Origin of the sequence: Mesorhizobium sp. M6A.T.Cr.TU.014.01.1.1 (genome assembly GCF_004022765.1) — a bacterium.
Classification (GTDB): Bacteria; Pseudomonadota; Alphaproteobacteria; order Rhizobiales; family Rhizobiaceae; genus Mesorhizobium; species Mesorhizobium mediterraneum.
Genome location: NZ_RZPG01000030.1, coordinates 20,822 through 46,079, shown reverse-complemented (window position 1 = coordinate 46,079; position 25,258 = coordinate 20,822). Strand labels below are relative to the sequence as shown.

Sequence of the window (25,258 nt, the reverse complement as noted above, 5' to 3'; positions counted from 1 at the left end):
TTTCAAGCCTCGGGATGCGACTCGATCAGATCTTCTTCCCCGCCGAAGCCATGCATATAGAACGCCCATTGCAGGCCGATGACGGCGCCCTTGACCGGCTGCAGTAGGACGACCGCCATGAGGATGGTCAGCGGCACCCAGATGGCGATGTGCTGCCAGGTGGACAAGGTGGAGGTCGCTTCGACGCCCATGAAGGCGCCGAGCACGATGTGGCCGACGATGACCACCACCAGATAGGCCGGCAGGTCGTCGGCGCGATGGTGATGAAGCTCCTCGCCGCAATGATTGCACTTGTCGACAGTCTTGACGAAAGCGCGGAACAGCTTTCCCTCGCCGCAATGCGGGCAGCGGCCAAGCGCGCCGCGCTTCATCGCCGTCCATAGCGGACGGGCGACCCGGCCCGAGTGATGTTCGCCGCCGAAAACCTGTTGGTTCATTTTCAGATCGCTTGGCATTACCGTCTCCTGCCGCGTGAGCCTGGACGCGATTGCGACGCGCGGGCGCGGCCTTTGGTCTTGTGAAACGACCGTTTGGAGCCGGGCAGCGGCTTTGGGTCGGTCAGCATCTCGAAACGCATCGCGCCGGCCATAGGCGCCACCTCGATCAGGCGAACCTCGACGCGGTCGGCAAGCTGATAGCCCTTGCCGGTGCGTTCTCCGAAAAGCGATCGGGCAGTTTCGTCGTATATATAGTAATCGCCGTCCAGACTTGACACCGGGATGAAACCATCTGCGCCATACTGCGGCAATTGGACAAATAGTCCCGATTTGGTGACGCCCGAAATGCGTGCATCGAAACGCTCGTCGACACGCTCGGCCAGATAGGCGGCGATCAGCCGGTCGACCGTGTCACGCTCGGCGGCCATGGCACGGCGCTCGGTGGCCGAGATCAGCGCAGAAACCTCTTCCAGCCGCTCCGCCTCGTCCTGCGTCAGTCCGCCCGCGCCGAAGCCGAGCGCGGCAATCAGCCCACGATGCACGATCAGGTCGGCATATCTGCGGATCGGCGAGGTGAAATGCGCGTAGCGCTTCAGATTGAGGCCGAAATGGCCGATGTTGCTGGGCGAATATTCGGCCTGCATCTGCGTGCGCAGCACCACCTCGTTGACCAGCCCCTCATGGTCGGCGCCGCGGACGCGATCCAGGATGCCATTGAACTGGTTCGGCCGCATCTGCGCGCCGCGCGCCAGCGACAGGCCCAGCGTTTGCAGGAATTCGCGCAGCGATTCCTGCTTGGCGAGAGAAGGCGCGTCGTGGATGCGATAGACCAGCGCCTGCCGTTTTGCCTCCAGTGTTTCGGCGGCCGCGACATTGGCCTGGATCATGAACTCTTCGATCAGCTTGTGCGCGTCGAGCCGCTCCGGCACGACGACCCGATCGACGGTGCCGTCCTCCTTGAGCAGAATTTTCCGCTCCGGCAGGTCGAGTTCGAGCGGCTGGCGCGTGTCACGGCCGCGCTTCACGACGGCGTAGGCATCCCAGAGCGGCTTCAGCACCGTGTCGAGGATCGGGCCGGTTTTGTCGTCCCGCACGCCGTCGATCGCGGCCTGCGCTTGGGGATAGGCGAGTTTCGCCGCCGATTTCATCATGACGCGGTGGAACGAATGCCTGAGCTTGCGGCCGTCGGCCGCGAAGGTCATGCGGACTGCCAGCGCCGGACGATCCTGGCCTTCGCGCAGCGAACAAAGGTCGTTCGAGATGCGTTCCGGCAGCATCGGCACGACGCGATCCGGGAAATAGACCGAATTGCCGCGCTTCAGCGCCTCGCGATCGAGCGCAGTGCCATAGCGGATATAGGCGGCGACATCTGCAATCGCCACGGTGACGACCACGCCACCAGGGTTCTTCTCATCCGTGTCCGGCGTGGCGAATACCGCGTCGTCATGGTCCTTGGCGTCGGCCGGATCGATGGTGACCAGTGGCAAGTCGCGCCAGTCCTCGCGGTCGGCCAGCGTCGCCGGTTTGACCGCCTCTGCCTCGGCGATGACGTCTGCCGGGAAAATATGCGGAATATCGTGCGCGTGGATGGCGATCATCGAGACCGCCTTTTCGCTGGTCAGCGAACCCAGCACCGCCAGCACCTTGGCTCTGGGCAGCCCATAGCGGGAGGCCCGCGCAGGCTCGACCTCGACCAGATCGCCGTTCTTGGCGCCGTTCTGGAATTCCTTGTCGACGACCAGCTCCGGCTGGCGTCTTTCGACAGGCTCGATGCGAAAGGTACCGTCCTGCAGCACACGGAAGACGCCGAGAACGGCATCGGTGCGCTTCTCGAAGATCTTCATCACCCGCCCGGTGTAGGCGGGGCCTGTCGCGTCATCGGTTGGAAAGGTCTTGGCCAGCACACGGTCGCCGATGCCCGGTGTCGGGCCGCCGCCGCCACGCGACACGCGGATCGCTATGACAGGCGGTTCGCCGTTGCCCACGGCTTCGGTTGGGTGTGCCAGCAGCACGCCGTCGGCGTCGCGGCCAAAGATGTCGAGCACGGCGACATGGGCCAGGGCGCCGACGCGGGCCAGCCGCTTGCGCTCCTTGGTCAGCAGGCCCTCATCCTGCAGGTCGCGCAAGATGTCCTTCAGCCAGATACGGTCCTCGCCGCGCAGCGCAAACGCCTTGGCGATGTCGCGTTTGCCGGAGCGATCCGGGTTTTCGGCGATGTAGCGCAGGATTTCGTCGCGGGACGGCCGGTAGTTGTCCCTGACCTTGGCCCTCGTGTCGGCGGTGCGCAGATCACCATGGCTTCTTCCGGATACCCTGCGCGCCACGATGCTTTATCCCTTTTTCTTGGCCGCCTTCTTGGCCGCCGGTTTTTTGGCTGCCGCAGGCTTTTTGGCAGGTGCGGCCGCTTTGCGGAAGGGCTTTCTGCCGCCATTGCCGCCCTTGGCTTCCTTCTCGGCAATCAGCGCCACCGCGTCCTCGACCGTCACCGACTGCGGGTCCTTGCCCTTCGGCAGCGTCGCATTGACCTTGCCGAAATTGACATAGGGTCCGTATTTGCCATCACGCACGACGATCTTGCCGCCGCCCGCCGGATGCTCGCCAAGTTCCTTCAAGGCGGCGGGCGTGCCGCCATTGCGGCCGCCGGGGCCCTTCAACTTCTTCTCGGCGATCACCGACACGGCGCGGTTGAGACCGATCGAGAACACGTCCTCGATGCTGTCGAGATTGGCGTAGGTGCCGTCATGCAGCACGAACGGACCGTAGCGCCCCAGTCCGGCCGAGATCATCTTGCCGGATTCCGGATGCTTGCCGACATCGCGCGGCAGCGACAGCAAGGCGAGGGCCTTTTCGTGGTCGATGGAATCGACCGTCCAGCCTTTGGGCAGGCTGGAGCGCTTGGCTTCTTTGCCGTCGCCGCGCTGGATATAGGGGCCGAAACGACCGCTACGCAGCGTAATTTCCTCCGCCGTGTAGGGGTCCTTGCCAAGCACCTTGGTGCCGTCCTCGCCATTGGCGTTTTCGCCATTGGGGTTGGCGGCGTCGCCGAGCTGGCGGGTGAAGGAGCACTCGGGATAGTTGGAGCAGCCGACGAAGGCGCCGAACTTGCCGAGCTTCAGCGACAGGTTGCCGGTGCCGCATTTCGGGCAGATGCGCGGATTGGAACCGTCTTCCCGCGTTGGGAAGACCAGCGGCGCCAGTTCCTCGTTGAGCGCGTCGAGCACGTCGGTGACGCGCAATTCCTTGATGTCGGCGACGGCGCCCGAAAAATCCTTCCAGAAATCGCGCAGCACATCCTTCCAGGCGAGCTTGCCGTCGGAAATCTCGTCGAGCTTTTCCTCGAGTGAGGCGGTGAAGTCATATTCGACATAGCGCTCGAAGAAGCTTTCGAGGAAGGCCGACAGCAGCCGACCCTTGGCCTGCGGCAACAGCTTGCGCTTGTCCATGCTGACGTAGTCGCGATCCTCGAGCGTCTTCAGGATCGCCGTGTAGGTCGACGGCCGGCCGATGCCGAGTTCTTCCAGCTTCTTGATCAGCGAGGCTTCCGAATAGCGCGGCGGTGGCTCGGTGGTGTGCTGGGTGGCGTTGATCGCCTCGCGGTCGAGCTGTTCGCCAGCACGGATCTCGGGCAGACGGCGGTCTTCCTCGTCTTCCGAATCCTCGTCCTTCTGGTCGGTATAGGCGGCAATGAAGCCGTCGAAGCGAACGACCGAACCGATGGCGCGGAGTTCCGCGGTGCGAGCGCCGTTGACTGCCTCGATCTCGGCCGTGGTGCGCTCGATCTCGGCCGGCTGCATCTGGCTGGCGATGGCACGTTTCCACACTATCTCGTAGAGCCGTGCCTGGTCGGCATCGAGATATTGTCTGACAGAAGCGGGGGTGCGCATGAAATCGGTCGGGCGGATCGCTTCGTGCGCTTCCTGGGCGTTCTTGGCCTTGGTCGTGTATTGGCGCGGCTTCTCGGGCAGGTATTTTGGGCCGAACTCCTTGGCGATCGCATCGCGCGCAGCTGATATCGCCTCGGGCGCCATCTGCACGCCGTCGGTTCGCATATAGGTGATCAGGCCGGTGGTCTCGCCGCCGATGTCCATGCCTTCATAGAGCCGCTGCGCCACCTGCATGGTGCGGCTTGCCGAAAAACCGAGACGCGAGGAGGCAGCCTGCTGCAGCGTCGAGGTGGTGAAGGGCGGACCTGGATTGCGCTTGGTCGGCTTGGCTTCGACCGATAGCGCCTTGAAGGTCGCACCTTCCAGCATCGCCTTGATGTCATCGGCCTGCGCCTTGTTCGAAATGTCGAGCTTTTGCAGCTTCTTGCGGTCGAAGGCGGTCAGCCGCGCCTCGAAGTTTTCCTTGCGCGGTGTGCCGAGGAGAGCTGATACCTGCCAGTACTCCTCGCGGATGAAGCGCTCGATCTCCAATTCGCGGTCGCAGACGAGGCGCAGTGCCACCGACTGCACGCGGCCAGCGGAACGGGCGCCCGGCAGCTTGCGCCACAGGACAGGCGACAGCGTGAAGCCGACGAGATAGTCGAGCGCGCGGCGGGCGAGATAGGCGTCGACCAGCGGCGCATCGATCTGGCGCGGATTGGCCATCGCTTCCAGCACCGATGACTTGGTGATGGCGTTGAAGACGACGCGGCTGACCGGCTTGTCCTTCAGCGCGCGCTTCTGCTTCAGCACTTCCAGAACATGCCAGGAAATGGCTTCGCCCTCGCGATCCGGGTCGGTGGCGAGGATCAGGCCGTCGGCGTCCTTGACCGCCTTGGCGATGTCGGCAAGACGTTTGCTCGAGGCGGTATCGACAGCCCAGGACATGGCAAAGTCCTCGTCCGGACGCACCGAGCCATCCTTGGCCGGCAGATCGCGGACGTGGCCGAACGAGGCCAGGACCTTGTAGTTCTTTCCGAGGTACTTGTTGATTGTCTTCGCTTTGGCCGGCGATTCGACGACGACGACGTCCATGAGGTCTCATATCAGCTGTGGTGCGGCAGAAGAATTCCGCTGCGCGCGACGAAATCTCGTACAATTGTCGCTCACATGGCCGGGCTTTTGCATCCGGTCAAGGGGAAGCGCCCAAAATGCAGTCCTGCATTGAGTGCACAACCCAAGAGCGAGTCATGTGATATCCGCAATCTCGGATAAGGGAGCGGGCTGCCTATCGTTGGACAAGCCGGCAATGAATCCGGGAGAACGGGACAAAATCTTCCGCGGATATAAGAGAAACATCGATCATGCGCCAGCCCCAGCCGGAGAGACACCGGCATGATGCTCGGTCGGGCGGGCGATACTGGCGCCGCGAGTGGGCTGGAATGCCCAGCAGGACAGTGCAAGAAGCTGGCAGCCGGAAGGCCTGCAGTGATACACGGCAGCCGGCGATTCCCCGCCGGTCAAGGCGGGGATCTCGGTCCGAGCTTAGTCGGCCTTGGCTATATGCCAGACGCCGCCGACGCCGTCGCCGGTCACATCGCCGGCCTTCTTGTCCTTGATGAACGTGTAGAGCGGCTTGCCCTCATAGGCCCACATCTTGGTGCCGTCGGTGCGGTCGACGACCGTCCATTCGCCCTCGGCCTTGGCGTCGGCCTCAGCCTTCAGCGGCGGCCAATTGGTGGCGCATTTGTCGTAGCAGTTCGACTTGCCCGTCTCGTCCTTGTCGTAGGTGTAAAGGGTCATGCCATTGGCATCGGTGTAGATCTTGGTGCCGCCGACATCGGCTTCCTTCCACGCTTCGGCGGCATATGAGGCGGCGGTGCCGAGCAAAAGCACCGCCAGCCCAACTGTGATCGATTTCATGAGGTTCTCCCTGATATGATCGAGAAGCGCGCGGAAAGTCGCGGCCCCGTTGCATCAACGCGCTTGGCGTATCGTTTCTTCCTCGATGCAGGGCGGCAACTTGCCACGCAATGGTGATTGGCGGACAAGTCCGTGCGCCGCTATATCGGCGCCGATACAGTTGGAGTTTCGGGAATGGCATTGGATATCGGCTATGTCAGCGCGGTCGGGGCGGGGGCGATCTCGTTCCTGTCGCCTTGCGTGCTGCCGCTGGTGCCGCCCTATCTCTGCTACATGGCCGGCGTGTCGGTCGATGATTTCCGCGGCAATGCCGGCGTCACGGCCAAGGCCGACGCGCGCAGCGCGCTGCTTTATGCCTCGATCGCTTTCGTTCTCGGCTTCTCGACCGTCTTCGTGGCGTTGGGCGCCGGCGCCTCGACCATTGGCCGGCTGCTGCGCGTCTGGCAGGAGCCGCTGGCGATGGCCGCCGGCGTGCTGATCATCCTGATGGGGTTGAACTTCCTCGGCATATTGCGCATCCCGCTGCTGTCGCGTGAGGCGCGCTTCCAGTCGCAGGGCAAGCCGGCCAGTATCGTTGCCGCCTATGTCATGGGACTTGCCTTCGCCTTCGGCTGGACACCCTGCATCGGACCGGTGCTGGGACCAATCCTGACGCTGGCCGGCGGCCGCGAGACGGTGGGCGAGGGTGCGGCTCTGCTTGCCGCCTATTCGCTCGGCCTCGGCATCCCGTTCCTGATCGCGGCGCTGTTTTCCGGCGCCTTCATGCGCTTTCTCTCAAAATTTCGCGTCCATCTCGGCCGGGTCGAAAAAGCGATGGGCGCGCTGCTGGTCGTCGCCGGCGTCTTTTTCCTGACGGGAGGCGTGCAGGCCATGTCTTATTGGCTGCTGGAGAATTTCCCTGTGCTGGGGCAGTTGGGATAGGCTTGACCAGATACGAGCCCATGCTGGCGCATTGGATTGACCCTCTACACCTACTGATTAAAAGTCAGTTGCTCGACCATCTCACCGGAATTTAACCGCATTGGTGCAGCATGGCGCCAATGCTAGACATGCCTTGATTCCCAACCCTTTTCATATGGTTGCCATTCCATGAGCCAGAGAACCTGCCTGTCCGTCATCCTCGCCGCCGGCGAAGGCACGCGCATGAAAAGCGCCGTGCCGAAAGTGCTGCACCCGATCGCCGGCCTGCCGATGGTCGCCCATGTCGTGAGAGCTGCCGAGGCCGCCGGAGCGGGCGACCAGGCGCTGGTGATCGGCCATGGCGCGGAAGAGATGCGCAAGGCCACGCAAAAGTTCGCGCTGAAGGCGGAGACCTTCGTCCAGGATAAGCGGCTCGGCACGGCGCATGCCGTTCTGGCTGCTCGCGACGCGATATCAAAGGGTTACGACGACATCCTGGTGATGTTCGGCGACACGCCGCTGATCGATCCGGAGGTGCTGACCGCTGCGCGCCTGAAGCTGGCCGAAGGCGCTGCCGTCGTTGTGGTCGGCTTCCGCACGTCAAATCCTTCCGGCTATGGCCGGCTGATCGAAAAGGGCGGCAAACTCATCGCCATCCGGGAGGAAAAGGACTGCACCGACGAGGAGAAGAAAATCACCTTCTGCAATGGCGGGCTGATGGCGGTTGCGGGCAAGCACGCGCTGCAGCTGCTCGACCAAGTCGGCAACAACAACGCCAAGGGCGAATATTATCTCACCGACATCGTCGAGATCGCCGGCGGGCAGGGTTTTGATGTCGTTGCCGCAGAAGCCAGCTTCGAAAATGCGCTCGGCATCAACAACCGCGCCGAACTCGCCGCGGCGGAAGGCATCTGGCAGACGCGCCGGCGGCGCGAGGCCATGCTCTCTGGCGTCACATTGATCGCGCCGGAAACCGTGTTCTTTTCGCACGATACCGAGATCGGCGCGGACACGATTGTCGAACCCAATGTCTGGTTCGGGCCGGGCGTGACGATCGCCACGGGCGCCAAGATCCATGCTTTCAGCCATATCGAAGGCGCCACGATCGCCTCGAACTGCGATGTCGGTCCGTATGCGCGGCTGCGGCCGGGCGCCGATCTCCGGCAAAAAGCCAAGGTCGGCAATTTCTGCGAGGTCAAAGGGGCGACGATCGAGGAAGGCGCCAAGGTCAACCACCTGACCTATATCGGCGATGCCCGCGTCGGCGCCGGCGCCAACATCGGCGCTGGAACCATCACCTGCAACTATGACGGCTATTCGAAGTTCTTCACCGACATCGGCGAAGGTGCTTTCATCGGCTCAAATTCCTCGCTGGTGGCGCCGGTTACAATCGGCAAGGGCGGCTACATCGCTTCGGGCAGCGTGATCACCGAAAACGTGCCCGACGATGCGCTGGCCTTCGGCCGCGCCCGCCAGAGGACGCTGGCCGGCAAGGGCAAGGAATTGCGCGAGCGTTTTGCTTCGGCCGCGGCGGCCCGGAAAAAAGCCTAGCCGCGACGACTGCATCATGTCTTTGACGGATTTCAGGAACTGTTGGGCGCGATAGGATGCCCGTACGGAGAAACCGAGCGATCGCGGTAACCGGATTGCAAGTGCGCCCTGTCATGGTGCATCTGTGCAAGAACAGTTCCGGCTGATACGGAACGAAACGCAATGTGATTTTCGCGGCAGCCCGGCCGTCCCTAAATGGCGCCGGGTTTATGCCGGAATCGGGGGCAAACGTCTATGTGCGGTATTGTCGGAATTGTCGGTCACTCGCCGGTCGCGCCACTCATCGTCGATGCGCTAAAAAGGCTCGAATATCGCGGCTATGATTCGGCCGGTGTCGCTACAATCGAGCATGGCAAGCTTGGGCGCCGCCGCGCCGAGGGCAAGCTGATCAATCTCGAGCGCCGGCTGAAGGACGAACCACTCGACGGCATGATCGGCATCGGCCACACGCGCTGGGCAACGCATGGCGTGCCGAACGAAACCAATGCGCATCCGCATTTTTCCGACGGCGTCGCGATCGTCCACAATGGCATCATCGAGAATTTCGCCGAATTGCGCGACGAGCTGATGCGCGACGGCTACACATTTTCATCGCAGACGGACACCGAGGTCGTCGCCCATCTGGTGGCGCGTGAACTGGCCAGGGGCCTGAAGCCGGTCGAGGCCGCGCACCAGGCGCTGAAGCGGCTGGAAGGCGCCTTTGCGCTGGCCATCATGTTCAAGGGCGATGAGGACCTCATCGTCGGCGCGCGAAACGGCCCGCCGCTGGCCGTCGGCCATGGCGACGGCGAGATGTTCCTGGGCTCCGACGCCATCGCGCTCGCCCCGTTCACCAATTCGATCACCTATCTGGAGGACGGCGACTGGGCGGTTGTGCGCCGCAACGAGGTCGCCATCTTCGACATGGACGGCAACAAGGTCGACCGTAAGCGCCAGCAGTCGCTCAGCACCAGCTTCATGGTCGACAAGGGCAATCGGCGCCATTTCATGGAGAAGGAAATCCATGAACAGCCCGAAGTGATCTCGCACACGCTGGCGCATTATGTGGATTTTGTCGGCGGCGTCTCGAAGCCGCTCGACCTGCCGTTCGATTTCGCCAAAATTGACCGGTTGGCGATTTCGGCCTGCGGCACCGCCTATCTGGCCGGCCTGATCAGCAAATACTGGTTCGAGCGCTATGCGCGGCTGCCGGTCGACATCGATGTCGCTTCGGAATTCCGCTATCGCGAGATGCCGCTGTCGAAGACAGACGCCGCCTTTTTCATCTCGCAGTCGGGCGAGACCGCCGACACACTGGCCTCGCTGCGCTATTGCCGCAAGGCGGGCATGAAGATCGGCGCGGTCGTCAATGTCCGAGAATCGACGATGGCGCGTGAATCCGACGTTATCCTGCCGACGCTGGCCGGGCCGGAGATCGGCGTCGCCTCGACCAAGGCCTTCACCTGTCAATTGTCGGTGCTGGCGTCGCTTGCCGTGCGGGCGGGCGTGGCGCGCGGAACGATTTCGCGCGAGCAGGAAACGACGCTGGTCCGCCAACTGTCGGAAGCGCCGCGCTATGCCAATCAGGTCCTGAAGCTCGATGGGCAGATCGAAAAGGTCGCGCGCGACCTTTCTCACTACAAAAACGTGCTCTATCTCGGCCGCGATACCAATTTTCCGCTGGCCATGGAAGGCGCGCTGAAGCTCAAGGAAATCTCCTATATCCATGCCGAGGGCTATGCCGCCGGCGAACTGAAGCACGGGCCGATCGCGCTGATCGACGAGAACATGCCGGTGATCGTCATTGCCCCGCATGACCGCATCTTTGAAAAGACCGTGTCGAACATGCAGGAAGTAGCGGCGCGCGGCGGCAAGATCATCCTGATCACCGACAGCAAGGGTGCCGCACACGCCACGGTGAAGACGATGGAGACGATCGTGCTGCCGGACGTGCCGGAAATCATCTCGCCGATCATCTACGCGCTGCCGATCCAGATGCTGGCCTATTTCACCGCGGTGTTCATGGGCACCGACGTCGACCAGCCGCGTAATCTGGCGAAATCGGTGACTGTGGAGTAAGGCGTGGTTTAAAAATTTCGCAGTTCCAAAGCCGAATGCGGTTCACTAATGTTGCGCCGCAATCAGTGCTGCGGTGAACCATGTCCGATGCTCCCAAGACCTCAGGCATGACCCGGCTGCGGAATTATTTCCTGACAGGCTTCGTCGTCTGCGCGCCGCTGGCGATCACCGCCTACATCGCCTGGTCTTTCATCGGCTGGGTCGATTCCTGGGTGAAACCCTACATTCCGGCGCGCTACAACCCCGATAGCTATCTGCCGGCGCCGGTTCCGGGATTTGGCCTGATCGTCGCCTTGATCCTGATCACTCTGATCGGTTTCCTGACCGCCAATATCGTTGGCCGCGCCATCGTCTTGTTCGGCGAGCGGCTGCTCGGCCGCATGCCCCTGGTGCGCGGCGTCTACGGCTCGCTGAAGCAGATCTTCGAGACCGTGCTGTCGAACAAGGGAAACATGTTCCGCCAGGTCGGGCTGGTCGAATACCCGCGCAAGGGCGTCTGGTCGCTGGTCTTCGTCGCCAGCGAGAAGGAAACCGAGATCAACCAGAAGCTCGACCAGGAAGGCAACCCGCTGATCGCGGTGTTCATGCCGTGCACGCCCAACCCGACCACCGGCTTCCTGATGTATGTGCCGAAATCCGATGTCGTGCTGCTCGACATGACGATCGAGGACGGCGCCAAGCTGATTGTCTCGGCCGGGCTGGTGGCGCCGGAGGTCAAGACGAAAATGGTGACGCTGAACGGCAAGCCGATCGGCGTTCAGATCGCCAATCCGCCGGTCGGTGCCGAGCCTCAGCCGGCGCGTAAGAGCCGCACTGCCTCGTCGCGGCCGAACAAATAGAGCAGCATGCGAAGGGCGGCGCCGCGTTCGGATTGCAGCTCGGGATCGCGCGACAGGATCAGCCGTGCGTCGTCGCGGGCGGCTTCGAGCAGGTCGGCATGCGCCTCGATGCGCGCCACCTGGAAGCCCGGCGTGCCGGACTGGCGGGTGCCCAGCAGCTCGCCTTCGCCACGCAGCTTCAGGTCCTCCTCGGCGATGCGGAAGCCGTCCTCGGTCTCGCGCATCACCGACAGCCGGCGCGTTGCCGTTTCACCGAGCGGATCCTTGTAGAGCAGCACGCAGGACGACGGTTTTTCGCCGCGCCCGACCCGGCCGCGCAACTGGTGCAGCTGGGCGAGGCCGAAGCGCTCGGCATGCTCGATGACCATGATCGTGGCATCCGGCACATCGACGCCGACCTCGATGACCGTGGTGGCGATCAGGATGCGTGTCTCGCCGGCCTTGAAGGCGCGCATCGCCTCGTCCTTGTCGGCGCCCTTCATGCGCCCGTGCACCAGGCCGATCCAGTCGCCGAACAGCGGCTTTAGCGAGGCAAAACGGTCCTCCGCCGACATCAGCTTGATCTCTTCGGATTCCTCCACCAGCGGACAGATCCAGTAGATCTTCTGGCCGTCGGCGACGGCGTCGCGCATGCGGCCGACCAGTTCGTCGAGCCGTTCGAGCGGCAGGGTGACGGTGCGGACCGGCTGGCGCCCGGCCGGCTTTTCGGTGAGCTTCGAAACATCCATGTCGCCGAAGGCGGTCAGCACCAGCGTGCGTGGGATCGGCGTCGCCGTCATCACCAGCATGTCGGGCGCGTCGCCCTTGGCGGTGATGGCAAGCCGCTGATGGACGCCAAAACGGTGCTGTTCGTCGATGACAGCGAAGACGAGGTCGTGGAACGTTACCGTTTCCTGGAACAGGGCGTGGGTGCCGACGACGATGTCGATCTCGCCACTGGCCAGGCCGGCCAGCGTCTCGGTGCGCTCGCGGCCCTTTTCGCGGCCGGTGAGGATGGCAACGCGCAGGCCCGCCTGTTCTGCCAACGGTGCAATCGTCGCAAGATGCTGGCGCGCCAGGATTTCGGTTGGCGCCATCAATGCCGCCTGGCCGCCTGCCTCGACGGCGCGCCCCATGGCGAGCAGCGCGACAACCGTCTTGCCGGAGCCGACATCGCCCTGCAGCAGGCGCAGCATGCGTTCGGGATCACCGAGATCGGCGTTGATTTCGGCAAGCGCCATTTCCTGCGAGGTGGTCAGCGAATAGGGAAGGGCGGCGCGCAGCTTTTCGACGATGCGGCCGTCACCGACCAATGGTCGTCCGGACAAGCGGCGGACTTTTGCCCGCACCAGTGCCAGCGACACCTGGCCTGCCAGAAACTCGTCATAGGCGAGACGCCGCCAGGCTGCGCCGTCGACGGACACGTCGATCGGGTCGGCGGGATTGTGGATGCGGGCGAGCGCATCGCCGAAGGCAGGAAAGGTCTGGCGGCGCAGAAACTCGCCATCCTGCCATTCCGGCAGCACCGGCAAGCGAGCGAGCGCCTGGCCGATTGCCCGGCGCAGCACTTTTCCCGAGAGCCCGGCGGTGAGCGGATAGACCGGCTCGACCAGCGGCAGGTTTTCCGCTTCGCTGGCCAGCGCGATGTGGTCGGGGTGAACCATGGTCGGGCGGCCGTTGAACCATTCCATTCGACCCGAGACCACGACATGCTCGCCTTCCGGCATCGCTTTTTCGAGATAGGCGGCGTGCGCATGGAAGAAGGTCAGCGCGATCTCGCCAGTGTCGTCATGGGCGTAGACCCGGTACGGCACCGATCTGTTGCCGCGCGGCGGCGGCTGGTGGCGATCGATCCGCACATCAAGGGTGACGATCGCGCCTTCGGCCGAACCGGCGATACCCGGCCGGTTGCGGCGGTCGATCACCGTGTGGGGCAGCACGAACAAAAGATCGCCGGCGCGCGCCGCACGATCGCCGAGATCGGCCGGCACGATTTTCTCGATCAGCGCGCCGACCTTCGGCCCGACGCCGGCAAGCGAGGTGATCGGGACAAACAGCGGATCGAGGAGGGAAGGGCGCATGATGTCAGCTTATGTCGCGACGGTCGTAGCGCAAGGCTGACACCGCCCTCTATCCACGCTATATGCGCCGCTTCAGGCAAGGAAGCAGGACAATGACCGGAACGAGACGATCAAGCGAGGGGCTCGACGCCCGCCGCCGCAAGCTTCTGTTTCGCTCCTGGCATCGCGGCATGCGTGAGATGGACCTCATTCTCGGCAGTTTCGCGGACGCCGAGATCGGCGTCTTGACCGGCGACGAACTCGACCAATATGAAAGGCTCCTCGACGTTCCCGATACCGAATTCCTGCCCGTGATCACCGGCGAGCGCCCGGTTCCCGCAAATATCGACTGTGCCGTCCTGCAAAAGATCCTGGCGTCGCGCCAGGCGATGACATTCTGAATACGTGATTTCATGAGCTTGATCCCCACCATCGGCCTGCCGAAAGGCCGCGCCGGCCAGTTCATCGTCGACGGTGTCGCCGATGGTTACGAAGCCTTTGCGCTGGTGCAGGCCGCGCACGAGATTGCGCCCGACAAGCCGGTGCTGTTCGTGGCGCGCGACGGCCAGCGCCTGCCTTCGATCATCGAGGCGCTTTCATTCGCAGCGCCAGGCCTGCCCGTGCTCGAGCTGCCGGCCTGGGATTGTCTACCTTACGACCGCGTCTCGCCTGGAGCGGATGCTGCCGCGCGGCGTCTGGACGCGCTCACCGCGATGATCGCGCTGGTGAAAAAACCGCACCGCGCCGTCATCCTGACCACCGCCAATGCGCTGCTGCAGCGCATTCCGCCGGCAAGCCTCGTCGAGGCACAGACATTTCACGCAAAACCCGGCAACCAGATTGACATGAATGGGCTGGTGTCGCGGCTGGAGATATCAGGCTTCGAGCGGGTGCCTACAGTGCGCGGCGTCGGCGAGTTTGCCGTGCGCGGCGGCATTCTGGACCTGTTCGCGCCGGGCTGGACGGAAGCGCTGCGCCTCGATTTCTTCGGCGACACGCTGGAATCGATCCGCGTCTTCGACGCCGCCACGCAGCGCACCATCGGCCAACGCAAGTCGATGGCGCTGCAGGCGATGAGTGAAGTGGCGCTGACGCCGGAGACCATCAGCCGTTTCCGCCGCAGCTACATCGAAGCCTTTGGCGCGCCCTCGCGCGACGATGGGCTCTATGCGGCGGTCAGCGAGGGACGGCGTTTCGCCGGCATGGAGCACTGGCTGCCGTTCTTCTACGAGCGGCTGGAGACGGTGTTCGACTATCTGCCGGACACGCCTGTTGTGTTCGACCATCTGGCGCATGAGGCGCTGACTGAGCGCCATGCGCTGATCCTCGACCATTACGAGGCGCGCAGGAAGCAGGCCGACGGCGCACTGAAGGATGCCGTGCCATATAAGCCGGTGCCGCCCGACCTGCTTTATTTGTCGCCCGAAAACCTCATCGCCTCGCTTGGCCCGCGCGAAGCGATCGACTTCACGCCGTTCGATGCGCCCGACGCCGGCGCGAGGAAAATCTTCCATGCCGGCTCGCGGCATGGCCGCAGCTTCGTCGAGGAACGCGCCGACCCCAACGTCAACGTCTTCGACGTCGTCGTAAAACACATTGCCGATGAGCGGGCCGCCCGCCGCCGCGTCGTCATCGCCGGCTGGACCGAAGGTTCGCTCGACCGGCTCGGCCAGATCCTGGCGGAGCATCATCTCGGCAATCTCAAGCCGGTTGCCACGCTGGCCGAGGCGGAAAAACTCGAGACGGGGCAGGCGGCACTTGCCGTTCTGCCGCTCGAATCCGGCTTCGAGACCGAGAAACTGGTCGTCGTCGCCGAGCAGGACATTTTGGGCGACCGGCTGATCCGTCGCTCGAAGCGCAAGAAGCGTCCTTCCGACTTCATCGCCGAGGCCTCGGCGTTGTCCTCCGGCGATATCGTCGTCCATACCGACCACGGCATTGGCCGCTTCATGGGGCTGCGCACCATCGAGGCGGTTGGTGCGCCGCATGATTGCCTCGAGATCCATTATGCCGGCGACGACCGACTGTTCCTGCCGGTGGAGAACATCGAGCTTCTGTCGCGCTATGGCTCGGATTCGGCCGAAGCGACGTTGGACAAGCTTGGCGGCGGCGCCTGGCAGTCGCGCAAGGCGCGGCTGAAGAAACGCCTGCTCGACATGGCCGGACAGTTGATCCGCATTGCCGCCGAGCGGCAGATGCGCGCCGCTCCTTCGCTGGTGCCGGCAGATGGTCTCTATGGCGAATTCTCCGCGCGTTTCCCCTACGAGGAAACCGACGACCAGCAGACGGCGATCGATTCGGTCATGGGCGATCTGGGCGCGGGAAAGCCGATGGACCGGCTGATCTGCGGCGACGTCGGCTTCGGCAAGACCGAAGTCGCCCTTCGTGCCGCCTTCATCGCGGCGATGGAAGGGTTTCAGGTCGCGGTGGTGGTGCCTACGACGCTGTTGTCACGCCAGCATTTCAAGACCTTTTCGCAGCGCTTTTCCGGCCTGCCGATCCGCGTCGCCCAGGCATCGCGCCTGGTTGGAGCCAAGGATCTGGCCGAGGCCAAGAAGGGTATCGCCGAAGGCACGGTCGACATCGTCGTCGGCACCCATGCGCTGCTCGGCTCGTCGATCTCGTTCAAGAATCTCGGCCTCCTAATCATTGACGAGGAGCAGCATTTTGGCGTCAAGCACAAGGAACGGCTGAAGGATTTGAAGAGCGACGTGCATGTGCTGACACTGTCGGCGACGCCGATCCCGCGCACGCTGCAACTGGCGTTGACCGGGGTGCGCGAACTGTCGCTGATCGCCACGCCGCCGGTCGACCGCCTGGCGGTGCGCACCTTCATCTCGCCCTTCGACCCGCTGGTCATCCGCGAGACCCTGCTCAGGGAACGCTACCGAGGTGGTCATTCCTTTTATGTCGTGCCGCGCATCAGCGATTTGGCGGAAATCCATGATTTCCTTCGGGAATCTGTGCCCGAGCTGAAAGTGTCCGTCGCTCACGGCCAGATGCCGCCCGGCGAGCTCGACGACATCATGAACGCCTTCTACGACGGCCAGTACGATGTGTTGCTGTCGACAACCATTGTCGAATCCGGCCTCGATATCCCGACCGCCAACACGCTGATCGTGCATCGCGCCGACATGTTCGGCCTGTCGCAGCTGTACCAGTTGCGCGGCCGCGTCGGCCGCTCGAAGGTGCGCGCCTATGCGCTGTTCACGCTGCCGGCCAATCGCAAGCTGACCGACACCGCCGAGCGCCGGCTGAAGGTGCTGCAGTCGCTCGACACGCTGGGCGCCGGCTTCCAGCTCGCCAGTCACGATCTCGATATCAGAGGCGCCGGCAATCTTCTCGGCGAAGAGCAATCCGGCCACATCAAGGAGGTCGGCTTCGAGCTTTACCAGCAGATGCTGGAAGAAGCGGTCGCCGAGGTGAAGGATTCCGGCGAGGTGCAGGATAGCGGCTGGTCGCCACAGATCGCCGTCGGCACAGCGGTGATGATCCCGGAAAGCTATGTTCCGGATCTGCAGCTGCGGCTGGCGCTCTATCGCCGCCTCGGCGATCTCGAAAACACCGAGGAGATCGATGCTTTCGGCGCCGAGCTGATCGACCGCTTCGGCCCGCTGCCGGAGGAGGTGAAGCATCTCTTGAAGATCGTCTTCATCAAGGCGCTCTGCCGCAAGGCCAATGTCGAAAAGCTCGATGCCGGGCCAAAGGGCGTCGTCATACATTTCCGCAAGCGCGAGTTTTCCAATCCTGTCGGGCTGGTCACGTTCATCGGCGAGCAGGGCTCGCTGGCCAAGATCCGGCCGGATCACAGCGTCGTTTTCGTCCGCGACTGGCCAACACCTGAAAAGCGGCTGGCTGGGTCCGCCGTCGTCATGACGCAATTGGCTCGGCTGGTGGAAAAGGCTGCGTAGCAAGGCGTTGCTGGTGCTTTGGCCGATGACTACGCCGGTAGTTTCGCCGCGCCACGCCATTCGCCACACGTCCAAATCCGGTCTAGAATAGGAAATCGGCTTCGTGTATGGAGCCGCGATCCCCATATTGGGGCGAAATGGCGGGCGATAGCGCCCGCTGGAAAGAACGTTGGGTGCAACGATGACGAAATGGTCGCCGAATTCGTGGAGAGCAAAGCCGATCCAGCAGATTCCTGCCTATCCGGATCTTGCCAATCTGAGGAACACGGAAGCCCAGCTCGCCACCTTCCCGCCGCTGGTTTTTGCAGGTGAGGCACGCAAGCTGAAGAAGCAGCTTGCGACCGTCGCTGCCGGTGACGCATTCCTTCTGCAGGGCGGCGATTGCGCCGAGAGTTTTGCCGAGCATGGCGCGGACAACATCCGCGACTTCTTCCGCGTCTTCCTGCAGATGTCCGTGGTGCTGACTTTCGCCGGCGCGCAGCCGGTGGTGAAGGTCGGTCGTGTCGCTGGCCAGTTCGCCAAGCCGCGCTCGTCCGACAACGAGACCAAGGGTGGCGTGACGCTGCCCAGCTATCGCGGCGACATCATCAACGGCATCGAGTTCGACGCCAAGTCGCGCATTCCCGATCCTGCGCGCCAGGAGATGGCCTACCGCCAGTCGGCGGCGACGCTCAACCTGTTGCGCGCCTTCGCCCAGGGCGGCTACGCCAGCCTGGAAAATGTGCATCAATGGATGCTGGGCTTCGTGTCCGACAGCCCTCAGGGCGAGAAATACGAGTCGCTCGCCAACCGCATCACCGAGACGATGGACTTCATGAAGGCTGTCGGCATCACCTCGGAGACCAATTACGCGCTGCGCGAGACCGATTTCTACACCAGCCACGAAGCGCTGCTGCTCGGCTACGAGGAGGCGCTGACCCGCGTCGATTCGACGTCAGGCGATTGGTACGCCACTTCCGGACACATGATCTGGATCGGCGATCGCACGCGCCAGCCCGACCATGCCCATGTCGAATACTGCCGTGGCATCAAGAACCCGCTGGGCCTGAAATGCGGCCCGTCGCTGACGCCGGACGGCCTGTTGCAGCTCATCGACCTGCTCAATCCGGAGAACGAGCCCGGCCGGCTGACGCTGATCGCGCGCTTCGGCTCCGACAAGGTCGCCGACCACCTGCCGAAGCTGCTGCGCGCGGTAAAAAAAGAAGGCCGCAGCGTGGTGTGGTCGTCGGACCCGATGCATGGCAACACCATCGAGGCCGCCGGCTACAAAACGCGGCCGTTCGACCGCATCCTGAAGGAAGTGCAGACCTTCTTCGAGGTGCATCGCGCCGAAGGCACGCATCCGGGCGGCATCCATATCGAGATGACCGGCAAGAACGTCACCGAATGCACCGGTGGCGCCCGCGCCATCACCGCCGAAGAGCTGCAGGATCGCTACCACACCCATTGCGACCCGCGCCTCAACGCCGACCAGGCCATCGAGCTGGCATTCCTGGTCTCGGATCTGCTCAAAAAGAGCCACCCGGTCCAGCACAAGCAGGCCGTCAACGGCTGATTTCAGCGGCGTCGAAATTCACGATCAACGAAGCGCCGGAGAAATCCGGCGCTCCCTGATTCAGCCGGCGGGTCTCGTTGTGCCGGTCCCGCGAAGTTCCGCATTGAATTCCAGGCGCCTTGCGATAAACTGATTGCGAAATGCAATTGGTTATGCACCTTGCGCGAGGAACAGAACGGAGGCGCCGATGGCCCAAACCGGTCAGCGCCCGCGCTCCCAACCGCTTTGTACAAACCGTGCTGTGCGGAACATGCCCGCCGAATGTCGCATTTGCTTGGGCACAGTCGCTGCAAAACTGGAATCCTGACAACGATGCCGATGCCATGGATGGCGATTTCGTTGGAGGCCGAGATGGATGACAATCACAGCGGATCATGCCTGTGCGGAGCCGTGCGCTTCAGGACGCGGGGTCCGCTGCGCGGTGTCGTCTATTGCCATTGTTCACAGTGCCGGAAGCAGACCGGGCATTTCGTTGCCGCAACCGCTGCCAAGGACGCCGACATCGATATCGAAGGGAAGGATGCGCTCGCCTGGTATGGTGCTTCCGATGTGGCCAAGCGCGGGTTCTGCAGGACCTGCGGCTCGCTGCTGTTCTGGAAGCATGGCGAACTGGACTCAATTTCGATCATGGCCGGCTCCTTCGACAGGCCATCCGGCCTTTCCGGCCAAAGCCATATCTTTGTCGGCGACAAGGGAGATTATTATTCGATCGACGATACGCTGCCGCAGTTCGAAAGGTCGGACCCGTCGATCAAGGTCGCCGACGAATGATTTTTGCAGCAATCGCCTTATTCCCTTGATCCGGCCGTTGCGCTATCCCCTGCCGGTGATTCGGAAAAGGTTTGGCATGCAGCGGCTGATCGATGCTTTCTTCAATTCAGTGCGGGCGTTTCGCAAATTGGCTTCCAGCGAAAAAGCCTTCCAGCAGGAGCTGATGCTGCTCGTGCTGGCGCTGCCGCTCGGCTGGTTTGTTTCAGTGTCGTGGCGCGGCTATGCGCTGCTGATCGGCGCGGTGCTGCTTCTGATCATGGTCGAAGTGCTGAACACCGGCATCGAGGCGGCATGCGATGCATTCAGCCGGGAATTCAACGTCGATATCCAGCTCGCCAAGGACTGCGGCTCGCTGGCGGTGCTGATTTCGGTGGTGATCGTTGCCGGCGTCTGGGGCATCGCCATCATCGAGCGAATCTTGGGGTTACCGATCTAGTAGTTCAGCTCTTATATGACGGTTACCAAAGGAGACCGTCATGGGTGAAGGTGCCGATTTTCTTCTGCTCGAGCGAGCAGGCCTGCCGGACGATCTGCGCTGGCTGGCCGAAAAATACCCGCGCGAGGTCTGGCACGCACATTCCAACATTCACGGCATCGCCACTATGTGGCTGCAGCGGCACGACATGTTCCGCGAACTCGGCGGCATGCTGACCAACGGTATCGGCGACTATCGCGAGGGCAGGCTGACGGCGCCGGAGTTCGCGCGCTGGTTCGCGCCGCGCCTCAACGATTTTCTCGGCCATCTCGACGGCCACCACAATGTCGAGGACCATCATTATTTTCCGGTCTTCGCCAAGGCGGAGACAAGGCTGAAACGCGGCTTCGAGATTCTCGATGCCGATCATCACACGATCCATGAGGGGCTGGAGCGCAATGCCGAGACGGCGAACGCCTTCATCCGCACGCTTCAGGACAGCGAGGACAAGCAGCGCTTCGCCGCCGATGCCTATGCCGACGAGAACAGCCGGCTGATCGCGATGCTGACCCGGCACCTTGCCGATGAGGAAGATTTGATCATTCCGCTGATCCTCGATCGTGGCCGCGCGCTCGGTATCGACTGATCCTTACATTTCCTTGGCGCGCTCCTTGCCGGCAACTTGGTGGGCAACGAACCAGGCAAGGACGGCCACGCCCAGGCCAATCGCCAGGGCGATCAGCAATCGCTCGTGACGGGCCAGCGCCTGGCCGACGATGCGCTCGGCGCCCAATCCGAAAACATAGCCGAGGGCGGCGAACAATGCGGCCCAGATGATTGATGAAATGGCGTTGAGGATGACAAAGCGCGCCACGCCAATGCCGGACAATCCGGCGGCGATGCCGCCGACCAGGCGCAGGCCATAGATAAAGCGGTTCGACAGCACGAAAATGTCGGGATGGCTGGAGACGAGACGATAGGCGTGACTGAAGCCTGGCCGACCCCTCAATTTAATCACGAGCGGATGGTCGGCGAAGCTTCGGCCGAGGGTGAAAAAGAAAATGTCGCCGACAAAGGCGCCGATGGCAGCCGCGAGAAAGGCCTGCCACAGGACGAAGACATGCTGATGCGCGAAAAAACCGCCAAGGAGGGCGGCACTTTCGCCCTCGGCGATACAGCCCAGAAAGACGGCAATCAGCCCATATTGCTCGATGAGATTATGGATGGCATCCGTCATGGACGCGTCCGCTGCTTCGACAGAATCTCGTCGATCCGCTTCACCTGTTCGGCCAGCTGCGCGATCTCGTCGCGCATGCCGACGATCTGGCTGTGGCGCAGTTCGTCCAGCTTCTCATGCAGCGCCATGATCTCGATCTCGGCCTTGAGATTGACCTCGTAGTCGTGCGCGGCATCGATACGATCGCGCTCGGTCTGGCGGTTCTGCGCCATCATGATCACCGGCGCCTGCAGGGCCGCGACCATGGAAAGCACGAGGTTGAGGAAGATGAAGGGATAGGGATCAAAGGCGTCGCGCGTCAAAAGCCAGACATTGCCTGCCGTCCACAGGATCAGGAAGGCAATGAATGTCAGGATGAAGGACCACGAGCCGCCGATCCGGGCGATGGTGTCGGCGAGGCGGTCGCCAAACGTCTGGTGAAAGGCGACAGCCTTGTTGGTATCCTTGGAGATCGTGGTGCGCTCGATCGTTGATTGCAGCACCCGGTTTTCAGGTGCGCTGAGGCCGTCCGGCTTTCGCTTCAGCCAACGGTTCGCCAGTTCCTCGATCGTCTTGTTCATCGTCGCCTCCGTCGTCAGCGATAGAGGTAGAGGCTACTGGTTCGCACGGGAAGTGGTAGATTGACGCGATAAGGTGAGGAAACAATGATGGATTTTCAGAAAATCCGCGCCCGCGCGGCCAAACGCAAGGGCGGGGAAGCGGCGCTGGCATCGCTGCTGGGGCCTATGCCCGACAATGCCGCGGTGGCTGACGTTGCCGACGACCGCATCCTCTCGATCATGGCCGAGCGTGTTTTCGCGGCCGGATTCGTTTGGCGCGTCATCGAGCAGAAATGGCCTGGTTTCGAAGAAGCGTTCCTGCGCTTCGAGCCGAAGCGGCTGCTGTTCCAGCCCGATGATTTCTGGCACGAGCTGACGGCCGATCAACGCATCGTGCGCAACCCGCAGAAGATCAAATCCGTTCGTGACAACGCGGCCTTTGTCGACCGGGTGTCGAAGGAGCATGGCGGCTTCGGCAAATTCCTCGCCGATTGGCCGGCGGATGATCAGATCGGGCTGATGGCCTATCTCGGCAAGCATGGCAGCCGGCTCGGCGGCCACACCGGCCAGTATTTTCTGAGATGGCTGGACTGGGACGCCTTCATCGTCTCGGCCGACATGGCGGCGGCGCTGCGCGACGCCGGCCTGGACATCGCCGAAAGCCCGACCTCGAAGAGGGATCTCGACAAGATCCAGAACCAGATCAATGCCTGGGCGGCGCAAACCGGGCTGCCGCGCCGGCATATTTCGCGCATTCTGGCGATGTCGATCGGCGAGAACCACTCGCCGGAGGCACTGCGCGAATATATGGGCGAATAGGACACGATCGATATGTCGATCGGTTTGACACGAATGACATATGTCACTCTGTCAGTGGTCCAAATGAACGCCATTGCCCGGCGAATTCTGTCGCGCTAAGTCAGCAGGCATGACCGACAATACCGCTTCCGAGATATTGCGCATCGCCGTCGCCCAGCTCAATCCGACGGTTGGCGACGTCGCCGGCAATCTCGCCAAGGCGCGCGAGGCGAGGGCGGATGCCGCTCGCCAGGGCGCAGACCTCGTGCTGTTCACCGAGCTTTTCCTCGCCGGCTATCCACCCGAGGACCTGGTGCTGAAGCCTGCATTCCTGAAGGCCTGCGAACGAGCGGCGAAGGATTTTTCTGGCGATACCGCCGATGGCGGGCCGGGCGTCATCATCGGCACGCCGCTGAAGCGCAAGAGCGGCACGCACAATTCGATCATCGTTGCCGATGGCGGCAAGATCCTTGCCGAGCGCTACAAGCTCGATCTGCCGAACTACGGCGAATTCGACGAGAAGCGCGTCTTCCAGGCTGGCCCTGAAATCCAGGGACCGGTCAATTTCCGCGGCGTGCGCCTGGGGATTCCGATCTGCGAAGACATATGGGGCGATGTCGGCATCTGCGAGACGCTGGCCGAAAGCGGTGCGGAAATCCTGCTGGTGCCGAATGGCTCGCCCTATTATCGCGGCAAGGTCGACGTTCGCCACCAGATCGTCATTCGCCAGGTCATCGAATGCGGATTGCCGATCATCTATGCCAACCAGCTTGGCGGCCAGGACGAGCTGATCTTCGACGGCGCGTCGTTTGCCATCGGCGCCGACAAGACGCTCGCCTTCCAGATGAGCCAGTTCGAGGAGACGGTCAACGTCACCACCTGGAAGCGAAACCGCTCCGCCGCAGGTGTGCAAAGTGGAAATCATTCCGAGGGCTGGATCTGCTCCGAAGGGCCGATGTCGAAAATCCCGGAGAAGGAGGAGGCCGATTACCGCGCCTGCATGCTGGGCCTGCGCGACTACGTCAACAAAAACGGCTTCAAGAACGTGGTGCTCGGGCTTTCCGGCGGGATCGATTCGGCGATCTGCGCCGCACTTGCCGTCGATGCGCTCGGCGAGGAACGGCTGCGCGCCGTGATGATGCCTTACCGCTACACTTCGAAGGACTCGCTCAAGGACGCTGAAGATTGCGCCCGTGCGCTTGGGTGCCGCTACGATATCGTGCCGATCTTCGAGCCGGTCGAGGGATTCCTGCATACGCTGACGCAGCTTTTCGAGGGCACCAAGGAAGGCATCACCGAGGAAAACCTGCAGAGCCGCGCGCGCGGCACCATTTTGATGGCGATCTCCAACAAGTTCGGCTCGATGGTGGTCACCACCGGCAACAAGAGCGAGATGTCGGTTGGCTACGCCACGCTCTACGGCGATATGAATGGCGGCTTCAACCCGATCAAGGACCTCTACAAGATGCAGGTCTATGCGCTGTCGCGCTGGCGCAATACGCACGTGCCGCCTGGCGCGCTAGGCCCTTCCGGCGAGGTGATCCCGAACAATATCATCGACAAGGCGCCGTCGGCGGAACTGCGCGAGAACCAGACGGATCAGGATTCGCTGCCGCCCTATCCGGTGCTGGACGACATCTTGGAGTGTCTGGTCGAGAACGAGATGGGTGTCGACGAGATCGTTGCCCGCGGCCACGACCGGGCGACGGTGACGCGCGTCGAGCACCTGCTCTACATCGCGGAATATAAGCGCCGGCAGGCAGCGCCCGGCGTGAAGATCACCAAGAAGAATTTCGGCCGCGACCGCCGTTATCCCATCACCAACCGGTTCAGGGATGGCGGATAGGCGCCGTTTCTCGCCCCTGTGAAATGGCTGGGGCCGGATGCTCAATGGGATAGCCATGCCTGATTGTGAAATCAGCTTCGACGTGTCGCGGATTGACTTCCGGGCGACCTCCGACCTGTTGATGGCAAGCTATTGGGGCAGCGGGCGCAGCGACGAACTTCACCGCCGCGCCTTTGCCAACTCGCTTTGCGTTGGTGCTTATGCCGACGGTAAGCAGATCGGCTTTGGCCGGGCGATCACCGACCGCACGGTGTTTGCCTATCTGGCCGATATCATCATCTGGCCGGAATATCGCGGGCGAGGCATCGGCACGCGGCTTGTCCAGGCGCTTATCGATCATCCGGATTGCAAGACAGTCACCCATTGGAGCCTGTCGACGAATGATGCCCATGCGGTCTACGAGAAGCTTGGTTTCAGGCCGTCCACCGATGGCCGCTATATGCGTCTCGACCGCATTTCGACCGCCTGAACGAGGAAATTGCACAACCCGCGATTGTTGCAAAAACGTCTCACTGGTTGGACCAGATGCGCTTTCGGTCGCTCGCTGGCTTGGCGTGGCGGTGAGGCATCTCTATA

General features: G+C 62.7%; 20 protein-coding genes. 13 read left to right on the top strand and 7 right to left on the bottom strand.

Annotated elements, in window-relative coordinates:
* Nucleotides 1-2: 2 nt before the first annotated feature.
* From EN885_RS27265 to EN885_RS27250, 4 genes are all read right to left on the bottom strand, one after another.
* On the bottom strand, nt 3-455 hold the full coding sequence (locus EN885_RS27265) for a DUF983 domain-containing protein (protein WP_126106388.1): 453 nt from the start codon (nt 453-455) through the stop codon (nt 3-5).
* Entirely contained in the window at nt 455-2,725 is a 2,271-nt protein-coding gene (gene rnr / locus EN885_RS27260) for a ribonuclease R (RefSeq protein ID WP_245493157.1), read from the bottom strand. Before rnr ends, EN885_RS27265 begins: the two co-directional genes overlap by 1 nt.
* Before the next feature lie 42 nt (nt 2,726-2,767).
* A complete protein-coding gene (topA, locus tag EN885_RS27255; RefSeq protein ID WP_128242511.1) occupies nt 2,768-5,395 on the bottom strand; it encodes a type I DNA topoisomerase in 2,628 nt (875 codons plus the stop codon).
* A 450-nt stretch (nt 5,396-5,845) separates the two neighbouring features.
* A complete protein-coding gene (locus EN885_RS27250; protein ID WP_128242512.1) occupies nt 5,846-6,223 on the bottom strand; it encodes a hypothetical protein in 378 nt (125 codons plus the stop codon).
* A 174-nt stretch (nt 6,224-6,397) separates the two neighbouring features.
* Between EN885_RS27250 and EN885_RS27245 the strand changes: the two genes are divergently transcribed.
* From EN885_RS27245 to EN885_RS27230, 4 genes are all read left to right on the top strand, one after another.
* The gene (locus EN885_RS27245; RefSeq protein ID WP_127291531.1) at nt 6,398-7,144 is read left to right on the top strand and encodes a cytochrome c biogenesis CcdA family protein; all 747 of its coding nucleotides are present in this window, start codon (nt 6,398-6,400) and stop codon (nt 7,142-7,144) included.
* Between the two features lie 168 nt (nt 7,145-7,312).
* Nucleotides 7,313-8,674: a bifunctional UDP-N-acetylglucosamine diphosphorylase/glucosamine-1-phosphate N-acetyltransferase GlmU gene (gene glmU, locus EN885_RS27240; protein ID WP_128242513.1), complete on the top strand. Its 1,362-nt coding sequence runs from the start codon at nt 7,313-7,315 to the stop codon at nt 8,672-8,674.
* A gap of 234 nt (nt 8,675-8,908) precedes the next feature.
* On the top strand, nt 8,909-10,732 hold the full coding sequence (glmS, locus tag EN885_RS27235) for a glutamine--fructose-6-phosphate transaminase (isomerizing) (RefSeq protein WP_126106394.1): 1,824 nt from the start codon (nt 8,909-8,911) through the stop codon (nt 10,730-10,732).
* 80 nt (nt 10,733-10,812) lie between these two features.
* Nucleotides 10,813-11,571, top strand: coding sequence for a DUF502 domain-containing protein (locus EN885_RS27230; protein WP_126106395.1), 759 nt, complete (start codon nt 10,813-10,815; stop codon nt 11,569-11,571).
* Here EN885_RS27230 and recG read toward each other — a convergent pair.
* Nucleotides 11,523-13,631, bottom strand: a complete 2,109-nt coding sequence (gene recG, locus EN885_RS27225; protein ID WP_128242514.1) for an ATP-dependent DNA helicase RecG — start codon at nt 13,629-13,631, stop codon at nt 11,523-11,525. The genes EN885_RS27230 and recG overlap by 49 nt on opposite strands.
* Before the next feature lie 92 nt (nt 13,632-13,723).
* On the opposite strand from recG, the gene EN885_RS27220 reads away from it, so the two are divergent.
* The 6 genes from EN885_RS27220 (at nt 13,724) to EN885_RS27195 (ending at nt 20,908) form a co-directional block, all read left to right on the top strand.
* Nucleotides 13,724-14,011: a succinate dehydrogenase assembly factor 2 gene (locus EN885_RS27220; RefSeq protein WP_126106397.1), complete on the top strand. Its 288-nt coding sequence runs from the start codon at nt 13,724-13,726 to the stop codon at nt 14,009-14,011.
* A gap of 12 nt (nt 14,012-14,023) precedes the next feature.
* Complete coding sequence (mfd, locus tag EN885_RS27215; RefSeq protein WP_128242515.1) at nt 14,024-17,521, top strand: transcription-repair coupling factor; 3,498 nt, start codon at nt 14,024-14,026, stop codon at nt 17,519-17,521.
* A 181-nt stretch (nt 17,522-17,702) separates the two neighbouring features.
* The gene (locus EN885_RS27210) at nt 17,703-19,076 is read left to right on the top strand and encodes a 3-deoxy-7-phosphoheptulonate synthase class II (RefSeq protein WP_127291546.1); all 1,374 of its coding nucleotides are present in this window, start codon (nt 17,703-17,705) and stop codon (nt 19,074-19,076) included.
* A 351-nt stretch (nt 19,077-19,427) separates the two neighbouring features.
* Nucleotides 19,428-19,847, top strand: a complete 420-nt coding sequence (locus tag EN885_RS27205; RefSeq protein WP_128242516.1) for a GFA family protein — start codon at nt 19,428-19,430, stop codon at nt 19,845-19,847.
* A 76-nt stretch (nt 19,848-19,923) separates the two neighbouring features.
* Nucleotides 19,924-20,283 (top strand): diacylglycerol kinase, encoded by a 360-nt coding sequence (locus tag EN885_RS27200; protein WP_029352991.1) that lies wholly within the window; start codon nt 19,924-19,926, stop codon nt 20,281-20,283.
* Between the two features lie 40 nt (nt 20,284-20,323).
* Nucleotides 20,324-20,908: a hemerythrin domain-containing protein gene (locus EN885_RS27195; RefSeq protein ID WP_128242517.1), complete on the top strand. Its 585-nt coding sequence runs from the start codon at nt 20,324-20,326 to the stop codon at nt 20,906-20,908.
* Between the two features lie 3 nt (nt 20,909-20,911).
* On the opposite strand, the gene EN885_RS27190 is transcribed toward EN885_RS27195, so the two are convergent.
* Nucleotides 20,912-21,499, bottom strand: coding sequence for a DedA family protein (locus EN885_RS27190; protein WP_127291554.1), 588 nt, complete (start codon nt 21,497-21,499; stop codon nt 20,912-20,914).
* Nucleotides 21,496-22,059: a DUF1003 domain-containing protein gene (locus tag EN885_RS27185; protein WP_127291556.1), complete on the bottom strand. Its 564-nt coding sequence runs from the start codon at nt 22,057-22,059 to the stop codon at nt 21,496-21,498. Before EN885_RS27185 ends, EN885_RS27190 begins: the two co-directional genes overlap by 4 nt.
* Nucleotides 22,060-22,143: 84 nt before the next feature.
* Between EN885_RS27185 and EN885_RS27180 the strand changes: the two genes are divergently transcribed.
* From EN885_RS27180 to EN885_RS27170, 3 genes are all read left to right on the top strand, one after another.
* Nucleotides 22,144-22,857, top strand: coding sequence for a DNA-3-methyladenine glycosylase I (locus EN885_RS27180; RefSeq protein ID WP_128242518.1), 714 nt, complete (start codon nt 22,144-22,146; stop codon nt 22,855-22,857).
* A gap of 109 nt (nt 22,858-22,966) precedes the next feature.
* Complete coding sequence (locus EN885_RS27175) at nt 22,967-24,682, top strand: NAD+ synthase (RefSeq protein ID WP_128242519.1); 1,716 nt, start codon at nt 22,967-22,969, stop codon at nt 24,680-24,682.
* A gap of 55 nt (nt 24,683-24,737) precedes the next feature.
* Nucleotides 24,738-25,151, top strand: a complete 414-nt coding sequence (locus EN885_RS27170; RefSeq protein WP_127204152.1) for a GNAT family N-acetyltransferase — start codon at nt 24,738-24,740, stop codon at nt 25,149-25,151.
* Nucleotides 25,152-25,258 lie beyond the last annotated feature (107 nt).

What these genes read in the sequence shown, in the direction of transcription:
- EN885_RS27265 (WP_126106388.1), bottom strand. Translation starts at nt 455, where the DNA reads ATGCCAAGCGATCTGAAAATGAACCAACAGGTTTTCGGCGGCGAACAT.
- topA (WP_128242511.1), bottom strand. Translation starts at nt 5,395, where the DNA reads ATGGACGTCGTCGTCGTCGAATCGCCGGCCAAAGCGAAGACAATCAAC.
- EN885_RS27250 (WP_128242512.1), bottom strand. Translation starts at nt 6,223, where the DNA reads ATGAAATCGATCACAGTTGGGCTGGCGGTGCTTTTGCTCGGCACCGCC.
- EN885_RS27245 (WP_127291531.1), top strand. Translation starts at nt 6,398, where the DNA reads ATGGCATTGGATATCGGCTATGTCAGCGCGGTCGGGGCGGGGGCGATC.
- glmU (WP_128242513.1), top strand. Translation starts at nt 7,313, where the DNA reads ATGAGCCAGAGAACCTGCCTGTCCGTCATCCTCGCCGCCGGCGAAGGC.
- glmS (WP_126106394.1), top strand. Translation starts at nt 8,909, where the DNA reads ATGTGCGGTATTGTCGGAATTGTCGGTCACTCGCCGGTCGCGCCACTC.
- EN885_RS27230 (WP_126106395.1), top strand. Translation starts at nt 10,813, where the DNA reads ATGTCCGATGCTCCCAAGACCTCAGGCATGACCCGGCTGCGGAATTAT.
- recG (WP_128242514.1), bottom strand. Translation starts at nt 13,631, where the DNA reads ATGCGCCCTTCCCTCCTCGATCCGCTGTTTGTCCCGATCACCTCGCTT.
- EN885_RS27220 (WP_126106397.1), top strand. Translation starts at nt 13,724, where the DNA reads ATGACCGGAACGAGACGATCAAGCGAGGGGCTCGACGCCCGCCGCCGC.
- mfd (WP_128242515.1), top strand. Translation starts at nt 14,024, where the DNA reads ATGAGCTTGATCCCCACCATCGGCCTGCCGAAAGGCCGCGCCGGCCAG.
- EN885_RS27210 (WP_127291546.1), top strand. Translation starts at nt 17,703, where the DNA reads ATGACGAAATGGTCGCCGAATTCGTGGAGAGCAAAGCCGATCCAGCAG.
- EN885_RS27205 (WP_128242516.1), top strand. Translation starts at nt 19,428, where the DNA reads ATGGATGACAATCACAGCGGATCATGCCTGTGCGGAGCCGTGCGCTTC.
- EN885_RS27200 (WP_029352991.1), top strand. Translation starts at nt 19,924, where the DNA reads ATGCAGCGGCTGATCGATGCTTTCTTCAATTCAGTGCGGGCGTTTCGC.
- EN885_RS27195 (WP_128242517.1), top strand. Translation starts at nt 20,324, where the DNA reads ATGGGTGAAGGTGCCGATTTTCTTCTGCTCGAGCGAGCAGGCCTGCCG.
- EN885_RS27190 (WP_127291554.1), bottom strand. Translation starts at nt 21,499, where the DNA reads ATGACGGATGCCATCCATAATCTCATCGAGCAATATGGGCTGATTGCC.
- EN885_RS27185 (WP_127291556.1), bottom strand. Translation starts at nt 22,059, where the DNA reads ATGAACAAGACGATCGAGGAACTGGCGAACCGTTGGCTGAAGCGAAAG.
- EN885_RS27180 (WP_128242518.1), top strand. Translation starts at nt 22,144, where the DNA reads ATGATGGATTTTCAGAAAATCCGCGCCCGCGCGGCCAAACGCAAGGGC.
- EN885_RS27175 (WP_128242519.1), top strand. Translation starts at nt 22,967, where the DNA reads ATGACCGACAATACCGCTTCCGAGATATTGCGCATCGCCGTCGCCCAG.
- EN885_RS27170 (WP_127204152.1), top strand. Translation starts at nt 24,738, where the DNA reads ATGCCTGATTGTGAAATCAGCTTCGACGTGTCGCGGATTGACTTCCGG.